This window comes from Nocardiopsis sp. NPDC049922 (assembly GCF_040660275.1).
Classification (GTDB): domain Bacteria; phylum Actinomycetota; class Actinomycetes; order Streptosporangiales; family Streptosporangiaceae; genus Nocardiopsis.
Genome location: NZ_JBFAME010000022.1, coordinates 15,546 through 38,084, shown reverse-complemented (window position 1 = coordinate 38,084; position 22,539 = coordinate 15,546). Strand labels below are relative to the sequence as shown.

The window sequence follows — 22,539 nt, the reverse complement described above, 5'->3', positions numbered from 1 at the left end:
ACCTGGTACGTCGGTCTCCAGAGCCGGATCGAGGGGCTCGATCCGCACGCGGTCGGGCGGCTGCTCACCGACGGGGAACTCGTCCGCGCCACCCTCATGCGCTCGACGCTCCACCTGGTGACCGGGCGGGATTTCGCCCGGCTGCGGGCCACCGTGCAACCGGCCATCACCCAGGATCTGACCCACAGCAGCCACGGTCGGACCACGCGCGACCTCGACCTCGACGCGGTCCTGGCCGCCGGACGCGCGCTCCTGGAGGAGCGGCCGCTCACCCCCACCGACCTCGGCGCCCGGCTCGTCGAGCGGTGGCCGGACGTGCCCGGCAACGACCTCGCCTACGTGGTCCGCTGCCTCATGCCCGTGGTGCAGATCCCGCCACGTGGGGTGTGGGGGGCGTCCGGGCCGCCCGCGCTCGCCCCGGCCGACACGTGGACCGGGCTGGCGCTGGACACTCGGCCCGACCCCGAAGCGCTCGTCCTGCGCTACCTGGCCGCGTTCGGTCCGGCGACGGTGAAGGACGTGCAGGCCTGGTCCGGGCTGACGCGGCTGCGCGAGGTCGTCGACCGCCTCCGCGAGCAGCTGGTCGTGCTGCGCGGCGAGGACGGCGCCGAGCTGTTCGACCTGCCCGACGCCCCGCGTCCCGACCCCGACACTCCCGCCCCGGTGCGCTACCTGTACGACTTCGACAACCTGCTGCGGGGGCACGCCGACCGGAGTCGGGTCATCTCCGCCGACGGTCTCCGGCGGATCGCCTCGCGCAACGGGATGCCTCCCGCCACGGTCCTCGTCGACGGTGAGGTCCGCGCCGCGTGGAAGGTGGTCCGGGCACGCGGTTCGGCGACGGTCGAGGTCACGCCGTTCACGCGGCTGAACCCGACGGTCACCGACGATGTGGTCGCCGAGGGGTTGCGGCTGCTGCGATTCCTGGCGCCGGACCGCGACGAGCACGCGATTCGCGTCATCGACTCCGTGTGACCCATACTGCGGCGAAATGTCCACACCTGTCCGGACCACGGGAGACACGGGCGGATATGGAAGGATTCTCGGGTGACTGAAGAGTTCCGCGCCGCGTTCCAACGCGTCCTCGACACCGCCGCAAGCCAGGCACCCGAGTTCCCCACCGCCGTGCACGACGTGTTCCGGCTGTCCTCCCAGGTGTCCAAGGACGAACTCGCCACCGCCATGGAGGCGCTCGCACCGGTTCTCGCCGAGTGCGAGTCCGTCGCGGGCGTGGCCGCCGACCTGGCCGTCCTGGCCGGGGCACTGGTCGAGTCGGGTGCCCCGGCGGGTCAGGTCGGGCTTGAGGTGCTGCGCCAGCTGGGGAGTTACGGCCAGGCGGCCGTGGCGTTCATGCACGCGTGGGACAAGACCGGTGGCGGGGTGCCGCCCGCGCCGCACGCCGTGTCGGAGACCGAGGAGAAGCGGGTCGAGGAGGTCCTCGGGGACAACGCGCCGCTGGCCACGGTCGGTTGGTGGACGTCCCAGCGGTACGGGCTCGCCGCCAAGGCCATGCTGGGCGACTCCGGTGTGCGCGCGGCCGTGCGCGGGGACGCCAGCGCGCTGGAGGGCCTCAGCCAGATCGTGCGGGCGCTGTCCACGCAGCTCAGCGAGTTCGGCGAGGTCCGTGAGCTGCTGCGGATGGCCGAGGTGAGCCGGGTGCTGGTCCTCGACCGGGCGTCGTGGCGCGGGTTCCGGGTGCGGTTCGACGGAATGGGCGACAACTTCCAGCTGCACACGCTGCTGGCGGACACGCTGATCGGCAAGGAGGGGCGTGGGATTCCGGGGACGCGCCCCGACCCCCGGTGGAGCGCCGCGGCCCGGAACTCGCCCGTCGACCCGCTGGCGGACGTCGTGCGCGGCGAGTGGGATCTCGTCGGCGGCGACGGAACGTGGGTCGGGAACGAGGCCCTTCCCGGGGACATCCCCCTGGTCGACGGTGAGCGGGTGCTGGTCCTGGAGCCGCAGTCACTCGCGCACTCGTGGCGGGCGGGACGCCGCCACCCGCACATCCCCGGGGCGTTGGAGGTCCTGGAGGAGCTGCACCCGGACGAGGCCACCACGTGGTGGTCGCGGATGCACACGGCGGGTTCGGTGCGCCACCCGCTGGCGCCGCCGATCGAGCACGACGACACCGGTTCGCAGCGCGCGCCCCGCCACTTCGGGGTCGCGGCGCACTTCGCGGAGGTGGATTCGGGCCCGCTGTCGGCGTCGTTCGACGCGCTGTCCACCGGACCGGACGACGAGGCTCAGGCGAGCGGTGGGTTCGAGGACGCTGACGGGTTCCGTGAGCCCAGGAGGCTTGACGCGCCCGGAGAGGCTGACGCCATCTGGGCGAGCGATGGCGCCACAGAGCAGAGCGGGCCCCAGGAGCCCTGGGCGACGGATGGGGCCGCAGAACAGAGCGGACCCCAGGAGTCCTGGGTGACCGGCGGGTCCAGTGGGTTCAGCGAGACCGGTGGGTCAGACATGCCCTGGGCGACCAACGGAGCCGCAGAGTCTGACGGGTTCCGAGTGCCCCACGTGACGCCCGAAACACGCGATGCCAATGAATCCAACGGTATCGGCGAGGCCGATGGGTCTCACCTGCTCTGGGCAACCAGCGGAGCCCCAGAGCCCGACGGGTTCCGAGCGTCTCGTGCGACCAGAGATGCCCAAGAACCAGGAGCGACGCACGAAGCCCAGGAACCCTGGGCGACCAGCGGGTCCAATGGGCTCAACGAGGCCAGCGGGTCAGACATGCCCTGGGCAACCAGCGGAGCCCCAGAGCCTGACGGGTTCCGAGCGCCTCGTGCGACCAGAGATGCCCAAGAACCAGGAGCGGCACACGAAGCCCAGGAACCCTGGGCGACCGGCGGGTCCAGTGGGTTCGGCGAGACCGGTGGGTCAGACATGCCCTGGGCGACCAACGAAGCCCCAGAGTCTGACGAGTTCCAAGCGCCCCACGTGACGCCCGAAACACGCGATGCCAATGAATCCAACGGTATCGGCGAGACCGGTGGGTCTCACCTGCTCTGGGCAACCAGCGGAGCCGCAGAGTCTGACGGGTTCCGAGCGCCTGGCGCGACCAGAGATCCCCAGGAGCCAGGAGCGACGCACGAAGCCCAGGAACCCTGGGCGACCAGCGGATCCAGTGGGTTCAGCGAGACCGATGGGTCAGACATGCCCTGGGCGACCAACGAAGCCCCAGAGCCCAACGAGTTCCAAGCGCCCCACGCGGCCCCCGAAACACGCGAGGCACGTGGGTCAGGCGTACCCTCGGCGACCGACGGGTCCGACGGCTTCCGAGCGCCTCACGGGGCCCCGGAGGCCGGTGGAGCCGGAGACCCCGGTGCGTTCCGAGCGCCCAGCGGGCTTCCCGGAGCCAGCGCGACTGATGAGTCCACACGGACCGGTCAGCCTGACGGGACCCGTGGTACTGGGGCGCCGGAAGAGGCCGGTGAGCTCAGTGGGATCGCGTCCCCCGCACCCGACCTACCCGACCCCCACCCGTGGGCAGCCGAACCGCTGTCCTCCGGGGACGGCCGACCGCCCGGCGCGCACCTGCTCCCGCCGATGCCCCCGGACGTCTCCCAGAGCCACCAGTGGGCCCCGTCGTGGCGGTGGCCCCTGCCTCCGGGCCCCGGAACCGACCGCGACCCCAGATAACCCCTGGTGAACGCCGCGTACCGGCGTGCGCCCGGATATGACAACCGTCATGTCGCGCGCGCCGCGTCTCTCATCCCGACACGGTGACGCGTGCGACTACGACCGACGGGTCCATCACGACATGCTGGGAACCATGGCGATGCAGAGGAACACCGACCCGACCGTGCACGACGGCGACCCGATCGACGGCACGTCCGTGACCGAACGGCCCGACGACACCACCGCGACCGACGACGCCCCCGTCGATCCGAAGGCCGCGGCCAAGGCCAGACGCGAGGAGGAGGCCCGGGAGGCCCTCCGCGCGATGAAGCCCTGGAAGGGCGAGGCGACCCGGCAGGACAAGGCGCTGCTCGCCTGCGCCATCGGCATCCCGGCCTTCTTCCTCGCCCTGACCCCGGTCAAGCCGCTCCTCATCGCCGACCACCCGATCGGGCTGGCCTTCCTCACCGGCAGCAACGCCGCCGTCGGCGCCGCCGCGGCCTATTCCTCGCTCGGGCAGATCCCCCTCTGGCTCGTCCTGGTCGCGGGCGTCTTCGGCAAGGTCAAGGTCGACTGGCTGTTCTGGTGGCTCGGCAGACGCTGGGGACGCGGCTTCATCAACCTCATCGCGCAGGGCGAGCGGGCCCAGAAGTTCGCCGACAAGGCCCACGACCTCAACCCGTGGATCATCCGGATCGCGCTCACGCTCTCCTACCTGCCGGGCATCCCGGCCGCCCTGATCCACGTCACCGCGGGCTGGACCGGCATGCGCCTGCGGACCTTCTTCCTCTTCGACGCCCTCGGCGCCCTCCTGCTCACCGGTGTCGTGGCGGCGGTCGGCTACTCGACCGGGCAGGCCGGGGTCGACATCGTCCTCCTCGTCGACCGCTACGCCCTGTGGCTCACCCTCGCGATCATCTTCGCGATGGCCTTCTGGCCGGTGGTCAAGCAGCAGCGCGCGGAGAAGGCCAAGCGCAAGGCCGCGGCCGCCGCGAAGACCGGCTGACCCCACCTCTGTCCCGCGGATCCGCACCGCCTCGTCGAGGCAGGGGGGGCGCACGTCGGTCCACCTGGTCACCCATGATCCGGGGCCGCACGGCTAGGCTGGCGTTCGGCAATCCGACACCCCGGGCCTGCCGACTGCCTGGGTGCGTCACGAGCACACTCAAGGAGAGATCCCGTCATGGGACAGCGACACTTCGATCTGGTGGTCCTCGGCGCTGGTCCGGGCGGCTACGTCGCGGCGATCCGCGCGGCCCAGCTCGGGCTGAACACGGCCGTCATCGAGGAGAAGTACTGGGGCGGTGTCTGCCTGAACGTGGGCTGCATCCCCTCCAAAGCGCTCCTGCGCAACGCCGAGCTGGCCCACCTGTTCCGCACCGAGGCCGACCAGTTCGGCATCAAGGTGGACGGCACGGTGGAGTTCGACTTCGGCAAGGCCCACAGCCGCAGCCGCGAGGTGGCCGAGGGCCGCGTCAAGGGCGTCCACTTCCTCATGAAGAAGAACGGCATCACCGAGCTCAACGGGCGCGGCACGTTCCTCGACGCCACGACCGTCGAGGTGCGCGGTGAGGACGGCTCCGCCGAGACCGTCACGTTCGACCACGCGGTGATCGCCGCCGGGTCCTCCACCAGGCTCATCCCCGGCACCGAGCTCTCCGAGCGGGTCGTCACCTACGAGGAGCAGATCCTCGACGGCACCCTCCCCGAGAGCATCATCATCGCGGGCGCGGGCGCCATCGGCGTCGAGTTCGCCTACGTCCTCGCCAACTACGGCGTCGACGTCACCATCGTGGAGTTCCTCGACCGCATGGTCCCGCTGGAGGACGAGGAGGTCTCCAAGGAGCTGGCCCGCGCGTACAAGAAGCTCGGCGTGAAGGTCATGACCTCCACCCGTGTGGAGGCGGTCGACGACACCGGCAAGAACGTCCGCGTCACCGTCAGCACGACCGACGGCCAGCAGCAGACCCTGGAGGCCGACCGACTGCTCCAGGCGATCGGCTTCGCGCCGAACGTCGAGGGCTACGGCCTGGAGAACACCGGCGTCCAGCTGACCGAACGCGGCGCGATCGACATCGACTCCCGCGGCCGCACCAGCGTCCCGCACATCTTCGCGATCGGCGACGTCACGGCCAAGCTCATGCTCGCGCACACCGCCGAGGCCATGGGCATCGTCGCGGTGGAGACCATCGCCGAAGCCGAGACGCAGGAGATCGACTACCGCTTCATCCCGCGCGCCACCTACTGCCAGCCGCAGATCGCCAGCTTCGGCTACAGCGAGCAGGAGGCGCGGGAGGCCGGGTACGACGTCCAGGTCGCCAAGTTCCCGTTCATGGCCAACGGCAAGGCGCACGGCCTGGGCGAGACCCGCGGCTTCGTCAAGATCATCTCCGACGGCGAGTACGGCGAGTTCCTCGGTGCCCACATGATCGGCCCGGACGTCACCGAGCTGCTGCCCGAGCTGACCCTGGCCCAGCAGTGGGACCTGACGGTGCACGAGGTGTCCCGCAACATCCACGCGCACCCGACGCTCAGCGAGGCGGTCAAGGAGGCCGTGCACGGCCTGGCCGGGCACATGATCAACCTCTGACCGGACCGCGACGCGCGGGGCGGTGGGAACGCGGGCTCGGCCACGTCGGCGGGGCGCCCGGGGAACTTGCTAAGTTTCCCTGTGACCCCCGCCGGAGCCTCCTCCCACCGCCCGGCGCTCCCCGATCCGAAAGCCACCCATGCGCCTGATCCCCTCCACCCCCCTGTCGTGCCTGGGCACGGCCGTCGTCACCGTCGTGGTCGGCGGAGCCGTCCTCGTCGGCTTCGGCGTGATCGACCTCGACCTGGACCTGAGCCTGTCCGGCGGCGACGTGGAGAACCCGCTGGACTGGATGGCCGACGCCGTCCCGAGCGCCGAACCGAGCGACGGGGCCGAGGAGGGCCGGGACGCGTCCGGCTACGCTCTGCCCGAGTCGTGCGCGGCCGCGGGCGTGGCCGAGGTCGTCGGCGACCTGGCCCCGGGCCCGGTCCTGACCGAGGAGATCGGCGCGGTCGAGGGGATCGACGGCGCCGAGCAGGTGGTGTGTTCGTACAGCGACGGCGGCGCCGAGCCCGGCGGCCCCGCCCTCACCGTGGTGTTCACCCTGGGCGCCGACCCGAGCGCCAACCCCGACGTGGTCCAGGCGCCCGGCGCCGAGGAGCGGATGAACTGGGAGGTGGACGTCGACGTCGACGTGGACACCTACCGCACCGACGAGTCCGACAGTCTGGGCGGCGACCTGGAGTACGTGGGGACGGTCGACGGCTCCAGCCGCCACCTCTACCTGGCGCTCCCCGGTGAACTGCACGTGACCGCGATCTCCACGTTCGGCGAGGTCCCGCGCGAGGACCTGGAGCGGGTCGTCATGGCGGCCGCCGAGCGGATCAGGAACTGAACACCCCCGCCGCCAGCATCCGCAGGCAGCGGTCGACGAGGGCGGCCGGGCCGTCGTCCCCCTCCGGGGGCGCGTCCGTGGCCGCCCACCGTTCGATGGAGAGTCGCACCGCGTCGGTGGCCGCGGCCGCGGCCAACCGGTGGGCGACCGGATCGTCGCCGAACCCCGGCCACCCCTCCAGCACCTCCGCCAGGCGCTCCTCCGACTGACGGTTGACCCGGTACCAGACGTCGCGCAGCGCCTCGTCGCTCTCGGCCGCGCGCAGGAGGGAGCGCGTCCACTCCAACCCCTCGGGCCCGCCGTCGTCCCCCTCCGCCATCGTCTCCGCGACGGACACCGCCAGCGCCTCGACCAGGTCGTGCGCCGGAGCGCTCCGAGCGTGCTCCCCGGCCGTCCCCCCGCCCGTCAACGCGTCCAGCAGCTCGGCCAACCGCGCACGCCAGCGGTCGGCCCCCGCGAGCAGCAGCGGAGCCACGGCGTCCTGCTTGGTGCGGAAGTAGCGGTAGAAGGTGCGCAGCGCCACCCCCGACGCCCGCGCGATGTCCTCGGCGGTGGTCTGGTCGACTCCGTCGCGCGCGAACAGCGCGGCCGCCGCGCGGGCGATCTCCAGGCGCGTGGCGCGTCGGCGCCGCTCGTGGAGCGGGACGGTGGGCGTCGTGGACTGCGGTGCGGAGCTCATCGGGAGAAGCATAGCCCCGAGGCCATGTCCATGTACGCCCAAGTGACACGATGTGCCATTCAGGCATACAGTGCAGGGAGGAGCACGGCCGCCGACCGCCGACGGCCACGAGAGTCGGGAGCAGAACATGGACCGCTACACAGGGCGCCGCGTACTCGTCACGGGCGCCGGATCCGGGATCGGCCAGGCCACGGCGCTGCGTGTGCTGTCCGAGGGCGGACACGTCGTCGCCGCCGACGTGAGCGAGGCCGGGCTGAAGGACACCCTGGGCAGGGCGGGCGAGGCCGCCGACCGCCTCGGCACGGTGATCGTCGACATCGCCGACGAGGTGTCCGTCCGCGCCGCCGTCCGGTCGGCGACCGCGCGTCTCGGCGGACTGGACGCTCTCGTCAACGCCGCCGGGATCCTGCGCTCCTCGCGCACCGAGACGACCAGCGCGGCCGACTTCACCCGGATCCTCCAGGTGAACCTCGTCGGCACCTTCCTCGTCATCCGCGAGGCCGTCCCGCACCTGCGCGAGGGTCGAAGCCCGGCCGTGGTCAACTTCAGCTCGACGTCGGCCGCCTTCGCCCACCCGTACATGGCCGCCTACGCCGCCAGCAAGGGCGGCGTCCAGTCCATGACCCACGCCCTCGCCAGCGAGTACGCCAAGGACGGCATCCGGTTCACCGCGGTCCAGCCGGGTTCGATCTCCAGCGGTATGACCGACGGCAGCGGCGCGAGCCGGCAGAGCGTGGGACCGGGCCTGCCCGAGGACGCCGACATGGGCCTGTTCGCCAAGCTGAGCCCCGCCCTCGGCGGCGGGTTCGCGGCCCCGGAGACCGTCGCCTCGGTCGTCGCCATGCTCGCCTGCGAGGACGGCGCGTTCGTCACCGGCACCGAGATCCGCGTCGACGGCGGCACGCACTTCTGACCCGCCCCGCACACACGAGGGGGCGCGACCGCACGCCGCGGCCGCGCCCCCTTCCCGCGTCACCCGCGGGGACCGGTCAGAACTCGACCGGGACCTCCTCGAACTCACCGAACGGCCCGGCGCGCAGCGTCAGCCGCTCCACGTCCGCCGCGGGGGCCGGGAACACCGCCACCAGGTCGTAGGTGTTGCCCGGCTGGAGCATGTGCACCTCCTCGGCGAAGCTGCTGTGGCGGCCCTCGCCGAAGTCCATCTGCGCCACGTACCGCACCAGACCGCTCTCCGGCTCCAGCAGCTGGAACCCGCCGAGCGTGCCCCTGTTGAACTGTTCCGGGCCGCCGGCCATGATCGCCTCCGTGCCGCCCAGGTCCGGGATCCGCGGCTCGTCCTCGGTGTTGGTCAGCGAGAACGTCCCGATCACGTACGCGCCGTCGCGGCGCAGCGGGTAGACGTCCATGCGGACACCGTCCAGCTCACCGCTGGCCACCACCGAACCCGGGTCGTCGGTGTACGGGGCGGGCCAGGTGACGTTGCGCTGGGCGGCGCCGATGGCGTCGTCGTCGTAGTCCTCCTCCTCCGAGACCTCCGACGCGGTGTCGTAGACGTAGGAGAACTCGACGCGGCGGTTGCGGGCGCGGGCCTGCTCGTCGTCCGGGCCGCCCTCGCGCGCGATCGGCTCGTTCATGCCGCGCCCCTCGACCTCCAGGGTGTACCCGGAGCCGATCTCCTCCGCGAGCAGGTCGCGGACGGTCTCGGCGCGGTCGACGGACAGGGCGTCGTTGTAGGAGGCGCTGCCGATGCCGTCGGTGTGGCCGACGACCGTGATGGTGGGGTCGTCGGGGTCGACGTTGGCGGTCAGGGTGGTGGCCGCGCGCCGGACCACCTCCTCGGCCTCCTCGGTCAGGTCCGAGCTGTCGAACGCGAACATCACGTCCGAGTGCAGCGAGATGATCTCGCGGTCGCCGTCACGGGTGGTGGAGGCGACCTCGGAGTCGACGAAGCTCTGTACCCACCCCTCGTCGGCCACGGCGTCCTCGTCGGGGCGGCGGTTGGCGAAGGTGAGGTTCTCACCGCGCGGCGGGGGGTCGTCCAGGGTGAGGTGGTCGGCGCCGTTCGGGGCCTCGGGGTCCGGTCGCTCCTCGTCCACGTCCTGGACCGGGATCCCGGTCATCGCGCCCAGCCCGCTGCCGAGGAAGGTCACCTGCTCGACCTCGTCGGGCAGGCGCGGGTAGTAGCGGACGTACTCGTTGGTGACACCGTCGTGCACCGGGTACAGGCCGTCCTCGCCCGGGCTCTCCGACCCGTACTTGAGACCGTCCTCGTCGAGGAACTGGCGGTAGACCCGGCCGGTGAGGGGGTCGATCAGGGTGTGCGCCATGCTCAGGTTCCGGTTGGGGCCCGAGAACTCGTCCGAGTAGGTCACCTCGTAGTACATGACCGTGTAGTCGTCGGTGCGCTCCAGGCCCGTGACCGAGAAGGTCATCTCGTTGTCCTGACCCGTGTCCTGGAAGATCCGGCCCTCGCGGACGTAGGGGAACTCCTCCCGGACCTCGGGCGGGCCCGACGCCCCGCCGAAGGTCGCGGACCACCAGTCCGCCGTGGCCGTACAGCCGCTGAGCAGCAGGGCTCCCGATACGGTCAGCGCGACCGCGGTCACGGTCGTCTTCCGCGCCATGTGGGGGAACTCCGATCGTTGAGGGGACGTACCGGCAACATCCTCCACCAGTCGGGCACCCGTACCGACCACCCGCCCCCGCCACGAGACGGCTCCGCGGCCTCCGGCGAGGAATTCTCCCCGCCGACCAATCCGCCCCCGCCCCGGGTCCCGAATGCCCCACGTGACCACCGAGACGCGGGGAGCCACCGCACCGCACAGCCGCCGACGCCAGACCGTCGTCGGCGTCGCCGTCGGCCTGCTCACCGCCGGGGCCGCCCTCGGCGCGGCCGGACTGGCCGCCGGTGTCCTGGGGACCGCGTCCCCGGTGGTCGTCGTCGGCGACGCGCTCGTCGACAACAGCCCCTCGGCACTGATGGAACTGGCGATCTCGATCCTCGGCACGGCCGACAAGCCCGTGCTGCTCGCGGGGATCGTGGTCGTGCTCGCCGTGTCCGGCGCCGTGCTGGGGATCGGGGCGCTCCGGCGTCCGGTCCTCGGGCACCTCGGACTGGCGATCCTGGCGACGGCGGGTGCGGCCGCCGTCCTCCTGCGCCGCGCCGACGACCCGGGAGCCGTGGTCCCGGTCCTCGTCGGCGCGGTGTCGGGAGCCCTGGTGCTGGTGCTCCTGCTCAGGAGCGCCCACCGATACCTCCGCTCCGGGGAGGAGGGGAAGACGACGGCGCGGGCGGCGGCGCGGAGGGAGGCGCCCGAAACCGCACGGGCCCCGGGAAGGCGCGGATTCGTCCTGACCGCCACCGGGGTCCTGGGGGCGTCCGCCGCCGCCGGCGTCGTCGGTCACTGGCTCCCCCGGGCACTGGGGGGAGCCTCCGCGGGTTCGGCCCTGACCCTGCCCGAACCCGCCACGGCCCCGCCTCCGCTGCCCGCCGGGGTCGACCTGGGCGTCCCCGGACTCACCCCCTTCACCACGCCCAACGCCGACTTCTACCGGATCGACACCGCGCTCACCGTGCCCCGGCCGGACCCGTCGCGGTGGACCCTGAGAATCCACGGGATGGTCGACCGCCCGTTCGAGGTCGACCTGGACGAACTCCTCGCCCTTCCGCTGGAGGAGGCCGACATCACGCTCGCCTGCGTGTCCAACCAGGTCGGCGGCGACCTGGTCGGCAACACCCGCTGGTTGGGCGCGCCGCTCGCCGCGCTCCTCAGGCGAGCGGGCGTCCACTCCGGCGCGGACCAGATCCTCAGCACGTCCTCCGACGGCTGGACCTGCGGGACCCCGACCGAGGTCGTCATGGACGGACGCGACGCCCTCCTCGCCGTCGGCATGGGCGGCGAGCCGCTGCCCGCCGAGCACGGATACCCGGCCCGCATGGTCGTCCCCGGCCTGTACGGCTTCGTCAGCGCCACCAAGTGGATCACCGAGATCAAGCTGACCCGCTTCGCCGACGAACGGGCCTACTGGGCCCGACGCGGATGGGGGGTCCGTGCGCCCGTCAAGACCATGTCCCGGGTGGACGTGCCCGCCCCACTCGGTCGGGTGGCGTCGGGCGACGTCGTCCTGGCCGGGGTGGCCTGGGCCCAGCACCGGGGCGTCGCCGCCGTCGAGGTCCGTGTCGACGGCGGCACGTGGCGGGAGGCCGAACTCGCCCGTGTCCCGGGCGTCGACACCTGGGTCCAGTGGGTCGCCGAGACATCGGTCGCACCCGGGCCGCACGACGTGGAGGTCCGCGCGACCGACGCCACCGGCGCCACCCAGCCCTCGGCCAGGGCCGAACCGATTCCCGACGGCGCCACCGGATGGCACCGCATCCGCTTCACGGCGGAGTGACAGACCATCATCCCCCCGCCGCTCCCGCGGCCACCGAAGTTGTACACGATGAAGGAGAGTTCCATGATTCGCAAGAGCACCCTCGCCACCGCCGCGTCCGCCGCCGTCCTCGCCCTCGGGCTCACCGCCTGCGGCGGCACGGGCGGAGAGGAGACCACCGACTCCGCGTCGCCCGAGGAGACTCAGGAGACCCAGGAGACCGGGGAGGAGACGACCGGTGACATGACCGCGACGGAGGCGTTCGGGCCCGGGTGCGCCGCGGTGCCCGAGGACGGCGCGGGCAGCTTCGAGGGCATGGCCCAGGACCCGGTCGCGACCGCCGCCTCCAACAATCCCGTTCTGTCCACACTGGTCACGGCGGTGGGAGAGGCTGATCTCGTCGACACCCTCAACTCGGCGGAGGACATCACGGTGTTCGCGCCCACGAACGAGGCCTTCGCCGCGATCCCCGAGGAGGACCTCAACGCCCTCCTCGCCGACCAGGAGCAGCTGACCGAGGTCCTGACCTACCACGTCGTGGAGGGCAGGCAGAGCCCGGCCGACCTGGAGAACGGGGCGTTCACCTCGCTCCAGGGCGGAGAGGTCACCGCCGAGGGCTCCGGAGAGGACTTCACCGTCAACGGCGACGCGCGGGTCGTGTGCGGCGACGTCCAGACCGCCAACGCCACGGTGTACATCGTCGACACGGTGCTGATGCCCTGAGGGGTCTGACGTCCGGGCGGTCCGTGCGCTGAGGCCGGACCGTCCGGACCCCGTTTCCGAGGGCCCGCCAGAGAAAGTGAGCACATGGACGAGGAAGCCGGAGAGCCCCTCACGACGGAGGTCGAGGTCCAGGGTCCGCCGAACGCCAGACTCGCCGGACTGCTCCGGCGTGTGGCGCGCGGGGACGAGGGGGCCTTCGACGAGGTCTACGAACTGGTGAGCCCCTCCGTCTACGGACTCGCGCGCCGGATCCTGCGCGATCCGGCGCAGTCGGAGGAGGTCGCCCAGGAGGTCCTGGTGGAGATCTGGCGGACGGCCTGCCGCTTCGACGAGAACCGCGGCAGCGCCCGGGCCTGGGTGATGACACTGGCCCACCGCAGGGCCGTCGACCGCGTCCGTTCCGAACAGGCGGCCTCCGACCGGGAGGCCCGCGCCGCGGCGGGCGAGACCCACCGCCCCTTCGACGAGGTGGCGGAGGAGGTCGGCGACCGGCTGGAGCGCGAACGCGTCCGGCGGTGCCTCGACACGCTCACCGACCTCCAGCGGCAGTCCGTCCGCCTGGCCTACTACGGCGGGTACACCTACCGGGAGGTCGCCCGCCTCCTGACCACGCCGCTGGGCACCGTCAAGACGCGCATGCGCGACGGACTGATCCGGCTTCGAGACTGCCTGGGGGTGGAGTGGTGAGGAGATCACTGAGCCAGGACCCGCACCGCCTGTCGGGCGCCTACGCCCTCGACGCCCTCCCGGACGACGAGCGCACGCGCTTCGAGGACCACCTCTCGGGGTGCGCCGCCTGCGTGCAGGAGGTCCGGGGCTTCTCCGAGACCGCCGCCCTCCTCGGCGCGACGGCGGCCGCGTCCCCGCCCGAGGGGCTGCGCGAGCGTGTCATGGCGGAGATCGCCCGAACACGGCAGCTCGCGCCTCCCCCGGAGCGCCTGCCCGCACCGGACCTCCGCCGCCGGTGGGGCTGGGGCACGCGGCTCGTGCTCGCCGCCTGCCTGGCCGTGGTGCTCGCGCTCGGAGCGGTGGTGGTCGACCAGGTCGGCCAGGTCCGGGAGCTGCGAGAACGGGAACAGCTCATCACGTCGGTGCTCACCGCGCCCGACGCCGAGTACACGTCCGGCGAGCCCGACGACGGGGTGAGGATGACGCTCGTCCACTCCGAGGAGCGCGGGCGGATCGTGTTCGGCGCGCAGGGGCTGGAGGACCTGGAGGGACGGGACTACCAGCTCTGGATCACCCACGAGAACGGGGCGGTCACTCCGGCCGGTCTCCTGGCGGTCGACGCCGAGGGCGTGGCGGATGCCGTGGTCGCCGACGCCGCGGCGGAGGGCGCCGAGGGCGTGGCCGTCACGATCGAACCCGAGGGCGGTTCCGAACAGCCGACCACGGAACCCATCGCGGCGATGACCTTCGAGGGCTGACCGCCGCCGACCCGTGGCCTGGCGGGGCGCTCCCCCGTCAGGCCACGGACACCTCCTCGGGATGGGGCAGGGCGCGCATCACCGGGGTCAGACTGCACAGCGCGGCCACCCCGGACACGCACGCCATCGTCAGGAAGACCCAGCCGGGTCCGGCCCGGTCGAAGACGATCCCGATCCCGAGGATGCCCACCGGCTGGGAAAGCATCGCCAGGAACATGACCGCCCCCAGGACGCGCCCCTGGAGGTCGTCGCCCACCGAGGCGGCCACGTAGCCGTAGAACACGGCGTTGGCGCAGGGGACGACGGCGAACACGCACCCGACGATCACCCCGAGCAGGACCACGTTGGGCGCCACGAGCAGTGCGAGCGCGCCCACCGGCGCCGACCACGCCGCCACCAGGAAGGTCGTGGACGGGCGCACCCACCGGACCACCGGCCCCGCGACCAGCGCCCCCAGCAGTCCGCCCGTCCCCGCCAGGGAGACGGTCACGCCGATCTGGAGGTGGGAGGCGCCCTGGCTCTCGGCGGTCGCGATGACGGCCAGGAACGCGCCCGTCTTGGTGAACACCAGATTGAACCCCAGGATCCACGCCATCATCGGCCGCAGGATGGGGTGGCGGGCCAGCACCGCGAAGCCGCTCACCGCGCCGCGCAGGGTCCACTCCCCGCCGTCGCCCCGGTCGGCCTGCATCGGGCGGCGGACGGACATCAGCAGGACGGACGAGGCCAGGTAGGTCAGCGTCTCGGCGACGAACGGGAACGCCCTGCCCAGGTTGAACAGCGAGCCCGCGACCGGGGCGCCCAACGCGGTGGTCCCGAAGAGGCGGATCTGGTTCTGGGCGGCGGCGTCCGCGAGCTGGGCGGCCGGGACCAGCTGCTTGATCGCGGCCATGGCCACGGGGTTGGCGATCCCCGTCAGTGCCGCCGAGCACACGGCGACGCCCAGGACCAGCGGGATCGACGCGTGCCCGGTGAACAGCAGCGCCGTGAACAGGGCGAGGAGGGCCAGCCGCCCCAGGTCGCAGACGAGGAGCACCGCGCGCCGGTTGGCCCGGTCGGCGAGGGCTCCGCCGACGACGGCCGCGACCATCGCCGTGGCCACCTGCGCGGCCCCGATCGCACCGGCCTGCGCGGCCGATCCGACCAGGACCAGGACCAGGAGCGGGTAGGCGACCTCTCCGCTCTCCTTGCCCAGACCGGCGAAGAACCGGCTGGTCCAGAGCGCCTGGAAGTCGCGGTTGCGCAGGAGCGCCCGGGAGCCCCCCGTGCCGTCCACCGGCGGGTCCCGTCCGGGGCGGCCGGGCGGGCGCCACCGTTCGGTGGTCATCCGGAACGGTGGAACGGCGCGGGTGCCAGACAGGGGGGCCGATCGGGGGGCGAGGATCTCATGCCGCCATTATGCGCGCACGAACGGCGTCCCACCGGGGTCCGGGTGCACCGATTCGGCGGCCGATTCGATGGTGCGCGGAGTCCGCTCGGCGTAGGCCGTCACCAGCGCGACGAGGAGCGACGCACCGGCCACGAACAGGTACGACGCGGCCCATCCGCCGGTGAGCTCGGCGACCAGACCGAAGAGGAGCGGACCGCCCAGCGCGATCCCGCTGCCCGCGCCCTGGACGAACCCGGAGAGCGCGCCCGCCCCGCCGGGGGTGGTGCTGCGGGTGGTGATCATGGTCATCGTCACCACGAACAGACTGGTGCCCAGACCGAGGAAGACCGCCCACAGCGGCGTCAGGTGCTCGGGGCCGACCGCCACGCCGAGGTAGCCGGTCGCGTACCCGCCCACGCCCAGCGCGACGATCGGGAAGGTGTTGGTGACACGGACGGTGACGGTGGGCGCGACCAGGGCGAACATCAGGCTCACCCCGACCATCAGCGACACCATGCTCCCGGCGAAGGCGTCGCTGTGACCGGCGTCGGCGAGCAGGGTCGGCAGCCACGTGAACAGGATGAAGACGTTCCAGGTGACCATCCCGAACAGCAGGGCCAGGCGCCAGGCCATGCCCACCCGCCAGACGGGGCGGGCCAGGGCGCCCCGGGCCGGGAGGAGGTCGCCCTGAGGGGCCGCGGTCCCCGTCGGCCGCAGCCACTGGGCGGCCCACAGCCCGGCGGCCACCAGGGCGATCACGGCCCACGCGCCGACCGCGAACCGCCAGCCGACGGCCTGGGCGAGGGGGACGGCGACCAGCGGCGGGAAGAGGGCGCCCGCGTGGATGGCGACCATCTGCACGGTGCTGAGCGTCGCCAGACGGTCGGGGAAGTACTGCTTGATCAGGGGTGGCAGCACGACGTTGCCCAGCGCGGCGCCCGCGAGGGCCACGGCGGTCAGGACCAGGAGTGTGCCCGTGTCGGGGGCGAGGGCGCGCAGGGCCTGGCCGACACCGGTCAGCAGCATGCTCAGCACGGCGGTGAGCTCTGGTCCCAGGCGGCGCATGATCGCGGGGGTGACCAGGCCGAAGACGGCGAAGGCGACGAGCGGCAGGGTGCCGAACACGCCGACGACGGTGGCGGCGAAGCCGAACTCGTCCCCGACCGTGGTCAGCAGGGGGGACAGGGCGGTGACCACCAGGCGCAGGTTCAGCGCGGCGCAGGTGATGGCCAGCAGGGCGAGGACGCGGCCTCGGCGGGCTCCGGTGGGAGCCTCGGCGGGCGGCCGGACCGACGGTCGGTCGGTGGCGGCCGCGACGGAGGAAACGCTCATGACGGCGACGGACGTCCCTTGGTGTGCGGTGATGCGGCGCTGCATCCGAGCGGGGTCGTCCGGCGGGCGACGTCGCCTGCCCGGGAAGGATCCGCTCCCCTGGGCGCGCCAAATACGACCTTTTCAGATAAATGTTATGCACACAGCGGACGTATACACAACTTTCCGTATTTAATACGGGTATAATGCGCGCATGGCTGATCTTGACGAACTAGATACGGCGATCCTGGCCGAACTCCAGGCGGACGCACGGCGCACCAACCGGGACGTGGCCGCCGCGGTGGGCGCGTCGCCGACCACGACGCTGGACCGGACCCGCGCGCTGCGGGAGAAGGGTGTGATCCGCGGCGCACTCCTCGACGTCGACCTCGAACTCATCGGCCGACCGGTGCAGGCGCTCATCACCGTGCGCGTCGTCAAGCCCTCGCGGCACAACATCGAGGCCTTCCGCGACTGGGTGCGCTCGCTGCCCGACACCCTGTCGGTCTTCGTGACCTCGGGAAGCGAGGACTTCCTCGTCCACGTCGCGCTGCCCGACAACGACAGCCTCTACGCGTTCGTGGTCGACAGACTGACCGAACGGCCCGAGGTCGCCGACGTGCGGGCGTCGATCGTCTACGAGCACCTGCGCAACGACCGCATCGCGCCGACGACGGGAGGGAGGCGGCGCCAGAGGTGACCGTGCCCGCGCGTCGCGGTCGGGGTCGTTCCGGACCGCGGTCACCTCGCACGACCGCGGCCCCGGCGCGTCACTCGGGTGAGGGCGTCAGCAGCGCGAACCCGGTCTGGAACGGGTCGACGCACACGGCCACCCGGCCCACCCCCGGTATGTCATCGGGTCCCATGAGCACCTGACCGCCCGCCGAGCCGACCGCCGAGGCGACCGCGTCGCAGTCGGCCACGGCGAACACCGGCTGCCAGGCGGCCTTGCCGCCGGTCGCCTCCAACTCGGCGGCGCCCACCCCCATGAGCCCGCCGAACTCCCGGTTCTCGGCCTCGCCCGACGGGGCGATGATCCGGTACGGCTCGGGACTCCCCGCGAGATCGAAGTCCTGGAAGCGCCAGCCGAACAGCTTGGTGTAGAAGGACTGCGCGGCGGCGCTGTCCGGCGTCCACAGCTCGACCCAGCACAGGGTGTCGTCCTGGTCGGTGACCCCCATGCCCGGGAAGTCGTACGCCTGCCAGAGCCCGAAGTCCCCGCCCTGGGGGTCGGCGCAGAACACCATCCGGCCGAACGACATCACGTCCATCGGCCCCGCGTGCACGGTCCCGCCGAGACTCACCACGGTGCTGGCCGTCGCGTCGACGTCGGGGGTGGCGAAGTAGACACTCCACGCCGGACGCTGCCCCTCGTCCATGAGCGGCCCGAGACCGGCCAACGGGATCTCGTCCAGCTGGAACATCCGGTACCCGCCCGTGTCCGGCGCGGGCTCGCCGACACTCCACCCGAGCACCTTCCGGTAGAAGGCGACGGAGGCGTCCACGTCCGGCGACCCCAGCTCGATCCAACAGGGGGAGCCGGAGACGAAGTTGGTGGTGATCATGGGTTCCCCTTCTCCGTGTGTCCACGAAACGCACCACCTCCGAGTCTCTCCCGCGCCAGCCCTGCGAGCGGGGTGTGACGCGGCAAAGACTCGCACAACTCACACGACGGCCGAGCGGCCCCGGCTCCGTCCACGAGCCGCTCCCGGTCGCCGGGCCGGGCGGTGGCCTCGCCTACGCGGTGGTGCGACGGCGGTAGCGGCCGGGCGGTTGGCCGTGGGCGCGGGTGAAGGCACGGTTGAAGGCGTACTCGGAGGTGTAGCCCACCTCGTGGGCGATGGTGGCGACCGGTGCGGTGGTCTCACGCAGCTGGTGCGCGGCCACGTGCAGCCGCCACCGGGTGAGGTAGGTCAGCGGGGGTTGGCCGACCTCGCGGGTGAACCGTCGGGCGAGAGTGGCTCTGGAGACGTTGACGGTCGCCGCCAGCGCGTCGAGGGTCCAGGCGTGGCCGGGCCGTGCGTGCAGGGCGGACAGGGCGCGGGCGGTGACCGGATCGCGCAGGCCCCGCAGCCACGAGGTGTCCACCGCGTCGCCACCGGAGTCCAGCCAGGCGCGGATGACGTGGATGAGCAACAGGTCGAGCAGGCGGACCGCGGCGGTGCTGGACCCGGCGGCGTCGTCGTGAGTCTCGTGGGCCAGCAGGTCCAGGATCATGCGCAGCCACGGTCCGCTCTCGGGCTGTGCGGTGGCCACGTGCAGCACCGGCGGCAGCAGGCTCAGCACCGGGTGGGCGGCGTCGGGCGCGTAGCCGTATCCGGCGCACAGGATGCGGGTGCGCGCGCCGGGGCCATCGAGGACCAGCTCGCCGTCGGGCTGGATGAGGCGGCGTTTGAGGTCCTCGTCGAAGCGACGGGTCGGCAGGCCCGGGTCGGTGGCCAGTGCGTGGCGTGCTCCGGCGGGCAGCAGCACGAGGTCGCCGGGGGTCAGTTGGCGCGGCGGCGCGCCGACGGCGGTGAACCAGCACGTGCCGGCCACCACGGCGTGGAACGAGGCGCCCCGGCGGGCCGGAAGTTCGATCGCCCACGGGGCCCGCGCGTCGAAGGTCGCCATGAGACTGGCGTCGACGCGGGCCAGCGCCAGTACGTCACCGAGCACATCCATCCACCCAGCGTAGCGGTGTCAGCGACACCGTGGGTATCGGAATGCGACGGACGGACAAGAACGTGAGCGTCTCAGCCATTCATCACCTCATCGTTGAGCGGCAGAGTCGTCGGTATCCGGATCACCGGAATCCACGCCCCGGCCACCGGGGGCCATCGTGGTCTGGGCCGCGCGGCGATCGACCGGCTGCCGCCACCGCACGACGCACACAAGGAGCACGATGAACATCGCTGTGCTGGGACTCGGCGCGATGGGCTCGCGCATGGCCCACCGTCTCCTCGCCACGGGCGAGCACCATCTCACCGTGTGGAACCGGAGCCCCGAGGCCACGAAGCCGCTCGTCGAGGCCGGCGCCACGCCCGCGGCGACGCCCGCGCTCGCCGCGGCCGACCGCGATCTGGTGGTGAGCATGCTGCGCGACGACGACGCCGGCCGCGACGTCTGGCTCTCCCCCGACGACGGCGCGTTGGCGGCCATGGCGCCCGGAGGGATCGCCGTCGACTGCTCCACCGTCACGCCCGGCTTCTCGAACGAGCTCGCCACCCGCGGCGCGCGACACGGGGTGACGTGGCTCGACGCGCCGGTCGTGGGTTCACGTCCGCAGGCCGAGGCCGGCGCGTTGATCTTCCTGGTCGGCGGGGACCCGGCGAGCCTGTGCCGCGTCACACCGGTGCTGCGGCAGCTCGGAGCCGCGGTACACCACATGGGATCCACCGGATCCGGCGCGCGGATGAAACTCGTCGTCAACGCGTTGTTCGCCGTCCAGGTCGCCGCGGTCGCCGAGCTGGTCGGCGCCCTGGACGGCACCGATCTCGACCCGGCCCGCGCCGTCGACGTGCTGACCGCGACCCCGGTCACCGGCCCGGCCTCCGCCGGCGCCGCCACCGCCATGCTCGGCCGCACCTTCCCGGCGGCGTTCCCGATCGAGCTGGTCGCCAAGGACCTGGCGTACGCCACGACCGACGCCGCCCTGCGGGACGCCGACCTTCCGCTCACCAGCACCACCGCCGACGTCTACCAACGGGCGGTCGACCGAGGCCACGGCGCGGACAACATCACCGGTGTGGTCCAGCTCTTCCGCGGCGCCGACACCGTGTGACCGACGCCCGTGGGCGGCCGCGACCCCCGGCCGCCCCGGGCTCGCTCCCGGGAGGGCGCCTCCCCCTGCGCGCGAGCGCCCACCACGAACCCGCGACGGCGCAGACCAGGAGCGCGCCGGCGACCGTCAGCGTCCACGCGTCCGGGGCCACGACGGACTGGCCCCGCAGCGCCTGCCAGGCGGTCAGCCCGAACATCCCCGCGTAGGCGGCCCCCGCCACCCCCACCAGCCGGACCCGGGCGGCCTCGGACCGGTACCGCGCCACCGCCCCCACGGTCAGCGCCACCAGGATCATCGCCTGGAGCCCGTGAACCCCGACGAAGTGCGGCACCCGCAGATCGCCCGCCACCGTGCTCCACCCGACCAACGGCAGCCCCGGTCCGCCGTCGGGAGCACCCACGGTGTGCGCGCCGATCACGTCCGACCCGCCCTCCGCCAGCGCGGCCGCCTGCTCCGGCGTGGCCGGGGACATCAGCAGCGCCACCGGCATGCCCGCCAGCGTGACCGCCATCCCCCACCGCACGGCCCGCGTCGTGGCGCGGTCACCGACCGGTCGGCGGAGCAGCACGGCGGCCAAGGCGAGGTTGAGCGCCCACACCGCCATGATGACCACGCCCATGGCGTTGAAGACCACGGCGTCGACCGCGGTCGCGACGTTGAAGTGGCTCCGCACACCCCGCACGGTCTGGACCACGATCGCCGCCAGTTCGGCGGTGACCAGCACCGCGATCACCGTGCCGAGCCGGTGCCCGAACCGCCGGGTCCGGGAGAGCAGCCAGGCGAGCGTGACGGTGTACACGGCGATCGACAGGGCGAACCTCGCGGGCTTGCTCCAGACGGGTTCGCCCACCAGGACGCGGTCGTCGGCCGCGATCCCCGCCAGGGCCACCGCGAACACCAGTCCCGACAGCGCCGCGGCCGTCATGAGCGGGCGGTGCCAGTCGAGCGCGGTTCGGAGGAGGAGAGGGACGCGCACCGGACACCCCAGGCCACTCGGCACCGTCGGTCACGCAGGGCGTCCTACCCGTATCCGGCGGCTCGGAGTCGCGGTTCGAACGACGGGCCGGGTCACGAACAGGCGAACGCCTCCCGGAACGGCTGCCGGAGCGCGTCGTCCCGGTCCATCACCGCGAACACGACGTGCTCGAACACCCCGGCGAACTCCCCGTTCAGGGGCTCGGCGAAGGCCGCCGCCACCTCGGCGGGACGGTTCCCGAACACCCCGCAGCCCCACGCGCCCAGGACCAGGGTGACCGCCCCGCGGTCCGCGGCCACCGCCAGGACGCCCCGCGCACGGCGGGTCAGGACGTCGCCGATCAGGTGCTCCTCGCCCGTCCCGTTGCGTTCGACCATGCGCCGGTTCGGCGCGGCGCAGGTCAGGAAGTCCGCCACCACGGGCTCGGGCAGCCACGCGCCGCGGTCGTCCCGGAACACCGGCACGCCCGGCGAGTGGATCACCCGGTCGGAGTACAGCAGACTCGTCGCCTTCCGGTGGTGGTCGTAGAACTCCGGACACCTGGTCAGGGAGGCGCACAGCGCGCTCGACCTCGCCAGGCTCTCCTCCTGGGCCCGCGCGCCGTTCGCCACGCCCCCGCCAGGGTTACGGGCCGACGCGAAGTTCAGCGCCGCGAGCCCGTCCGAACCGGACAGCCGCACGAGTGCCTCCAGCGTGCTCTCACCCGTGACCTCGACGCGCGTCGCCCGCGCCCCCTCCGGAGCGGTCAGGGCCCGCACCTCCTCGGGCAGGTAGAGCCGCGTGCCCGCGCGCATCGCCGCGAGCGCCTCCGACAGCTCCACCGGGCGACCGCCGACCGCGTACCGCTCGTCCTCGACGGCGGTGCGGGTCTCCCGCCATATCTGGCGCAGCCTCTGTGACACGCTCT

At 72.7% G+C, this 22,539-nt stretch carries 19 protein-coding genes and 1 pseudogene; 12 read left to right on the top strand and 8 right to left on the bottom strand.

Annotation, left to right across the window (positions count from 1 at the left end):
* The 5 genes and pseudogenes from AB0I72_RS26080 to AB0I72_RS26060 form a co-directional block, all read left to right on the top strand.
* Positions 1-975 (top strand): winged helix DNA-binding domain-containing protein (locus AB0I72_RS26080; RefSeq protein ID WP_358573210.1); only part of this gene is annotated, 975 nt, incomplete at its 5' end.
* Between the two features lie 72 nt (positions 976-1,047).
* Positions 1,048-2,223 (top strand): annotated as a pseudogene (locus tag AB0I72_RS26075) (hypothetical protein); the annotation flags it as partial.
* 1,555 nt (positions 2,224-3,778) lie between these two features.
* Positions 3,779-4,630, top strand: coding sequence for a VTT domain-containing protein (locus tag AB0I72_RS26070; protein WP_358573208.1), 852 nt, complete (start codon positions 3,779-3,781; stop codon positions 4,628-4,630).
* 177 nt (positions 4,631-4,807) lie between these two features.
* Complete coding sequence (gene lpdA, locus AB0I72_RS26065) at positions 4,808-6,214, top strand: dihydrolipoyl dehydrogenase (protein WP_358573206.1); 1,407 nt, start codon at positions 4,808-4,810, stop codon at positions 6,212-6,214.
* A 139-nt stretch (positions 6,215-6,353) separates the two neighbouring features.
* Positions 6,354-7,049, top strand: coding sequence for a hypothetical protein (locus AB0I72_RS26060; RefSeq protein WP_358573204.1), 696 nt, complete (start codon positions 6,354-6,356; stop codon positions 7,047-7,049).
* Here the strand turns inward: AB0I72_RS26060 and AB0I72_RS26055 are convergent.
* Entirely contained in the window at positions 7,039-7,728 is a 690-nt protein-coding gene (locus tag AB0I72_RS26055) for a TetR family transcriptional regulator (RefSeq protein ID WP_358573202.1), read from the bottom strand. The two genes, AB0I72_RS26060 and AB0I72_RS26055, sit on opposite strands and share 11 nt — an antisense overlap.
* 127 nt (positions 7,729-7,855) lie before the next feature.
* On the opposite strand from AB0I72_RS26055, the gene AB0I72_RS26050 reads away from it, so the two are divergent.
* Complete coding sequence (locus AB0I72_RS26050) at positions 7,856-8,641, top strand: SDR family NAD(P)-dependent oxidoreductase (RefSeq protein ID WP_358573200.1); 786 nt, start codon at positions 7,856-7,858, stop codon at positions 8,639-8,641.
* A 76-nt stretch (positions 8,642-8,717) separates the two neighbouring features.
* Here AB0I72_RS26050 and AB0I72_RS26045 read toward each other — a convergent pair whose 3' ends face one another.
* Positions 8,718-10,313, bottom strand: coding sequence for an OmpA family protein (locus AB0I72_RS26045; protein WP_358573199.1), 1,596 nt, complete (start codon positions 10,311-10,313; stop codon positions 8,718-8,720).
* Between the two features lie 154 nt (positions 10,314-10,467).
* Here AB0I72_RS26045 and AB0I72_RS26040 point away from each other — a divergent pair, with 154 nt between their 5' ends.
* The 4 genes from AB0I72_RS26040 to AB0I72_RS26025 all read left to right on the top strand — a co-directional run bounded on the left by AB0I72_RS26040 (position 10,468) and on the right by AB0I72_RS26025 (position 14,213).
* Complete coding sequence (locus AB0I72_RS26040; RefSeq protein ID WP_358573198.1) at positions 10,468-12,084, top strand: molybdopterin-dependent oxidoreductase; 1,617 nt, start codon at positions 10,468-10,470, stop codon at positions 12,082-12,084.
* Between the two features lie 63 nt (positions 12,085-12,147).
* Positions 12,148-12,786 carry a fasciclin domain-containing protein gene (locus AB0I72_RS26035; protein WP_358573196.1) on the top strand — a complete coding sequence of 213 codons (639 nt, stop codon included), beginning with the start codon at positions 12,148-12,150 and terminating at the stop codon, positions 12,784-12,786.
* Positions 12,787-12,870: 84 nt separating this feature from the next.
* Positions 12,871-13,473 (top strand): sigma-70 family RNA polymerase sigma factor, encoded by a 603-nt coding sequence (locus AB0I72_RS26030; RefSeq protein WP_358573194.1) that lies wholly within the window; start codon positions 12,871-12,873, stop codon positions 13,471-13,473.
* A complete protein-coding gene (locus AB0I72_RS26025) occupies positions 13,470-14,213 on the top strand; it encodes an anti-sigma factor (protein WP_358573192.1) in 744 nt (247 codons plus the stop codon). Before AB0I72_RS26030 ends, AB0I72_RS26025 begins: the two co-directional genes overlap by 4 nt.
* 37 nt (positions 14,214-14,250) lie before the next feature.
* Here AB0I72_RS26025 and AB0I72_RS26020 read toward each other — a convergent pair whose 3' ends face one another.
* Both AB0I72_RS26020 and AB0I72_RS26015 read right to left on the bottom strand, forming a co-directional pair.
* Positions 14,251-15,540: an MFS transporter gene (locus tag AB0I72_RS26020; protein ID WP_358573190.1), complete on the bottom strand. Its 1,290-nt coding sequence runs from the start codon at positions 15,538-15,540 to the stop codon at positions 14,251-14,253.
* 69 nt (positions 15,541-15,609) lie between these two features.
* Positions 15,610-16,914: an MFS transporter gene (locus AB0I72_RS26015; RefSeq protein WP_358573188.1), complete on the bottom strand. Its 1,305-nt coding sequence runs from the start codon at positions 16,912-16,914 to the stop codon at positions 15,610-15,612.
* A 193-nt stretch (positions 16,915-17,107) separates the two neighbouring features.
* On the opposite strand from AB0I72_RS26015, the gene AB0I72_RS26010 reads away from it, so the two are divergent.
* Entirely contained in the window at positions 17,108-17,593 is a 486-nt protein-coding gene (locus tag AB0I72_RS26010; protein WP_358573186.1) for an Lrp/AsnC family transcriptional regulator, read from the top strand.
* Positions 17,594-17,663: 70 nt separating this feature from the next.
* On the opposite strand, the gene AB0I72_RS26005 is transcribed toward AB0I72_RS26010, so the two are convergent.
* Together AB0I72_RS26005 and AB0I72_RS26000 are read right to left on the bottom strand one after the other, a co-directional pair.
* Positions 17,664-18,458: a VOC family protein gene (locus AB0I72_RS26005; RefSeq protein WP_358573184.1), complete on the bottom strand. Its 795-nt coding sequence runs from the start codon at positions 18,456-18,458 to the stop codon at positions 17,664-17,666.
* A gap of 172 nt (positions 18,459-18,630) precedes the next feature.
* Positions 18,631-19,557: an AraC family transcriptional regulator gene (locus AB0I72_RS26000; protein ID WP_358573182.1), complete on the bottom strand. Its 927-nt coding sequence runs from the start codon at positions 19,555-19,557 to the stop codon at positions 18,631-18,633.
* A 220-nt stretch (positions 19,558-19,777) separates the two neighbouring features.
* Between AB0I72_RS26000 and AB0I72_RS25995 the strand changes: the two genes are divergently transcribed.
* Positions 19,778-20,656 carry an NAD(P)-dependent oxidoreductase gene (locus AB0I72_RS25995; protein ID WP_358573180.1) on the top strand — a complete coding sequence of 293 codons (879 nt, stop codon included), beginning with the start codon at positions 19,778-19,780 and terminating at the stop codon, positions 20,654-20,656.
* Here AB0I72_RS25995 and AB0I72_RS25990 read toward each other — a convergent pair.
* Together AB0I72_RS25990 and AB0I72_RS25985 are read right to left on the bottom strand one after the other, a co-directional pair.
* Positions 20,613-21,632 carry a hypothetical protein gene (locus AB0I72_RS25990; RefSeq protein ID WP_358573178.1) on the bottom strand — a complete coding sequence of 340 codons (1,020 nt, stop codon included), beginning with the start codon at positions 21,630-21,632 and terminating at the stop codon, positions 20,613-20,615. The two genes, AB0I72_RS25995 and AB0I72_RS25990, sit on opposite strands and share 44 nt — an antisense overlap.
* 92 nt (positions 21,633-21,724) lie before the next feature.
* Complete coding sequence (locus AB0I72_RS25985) at positions 21,725-22,534, bottom strand: TIGR02452 family protein (protein WP_358573176.1); 810 nt, start codon at positions 22,532-22,534, stop codon at positions 21,725-21,727.
* Positions 22,535-22,539: the final 5 nt, after the last annotated feature.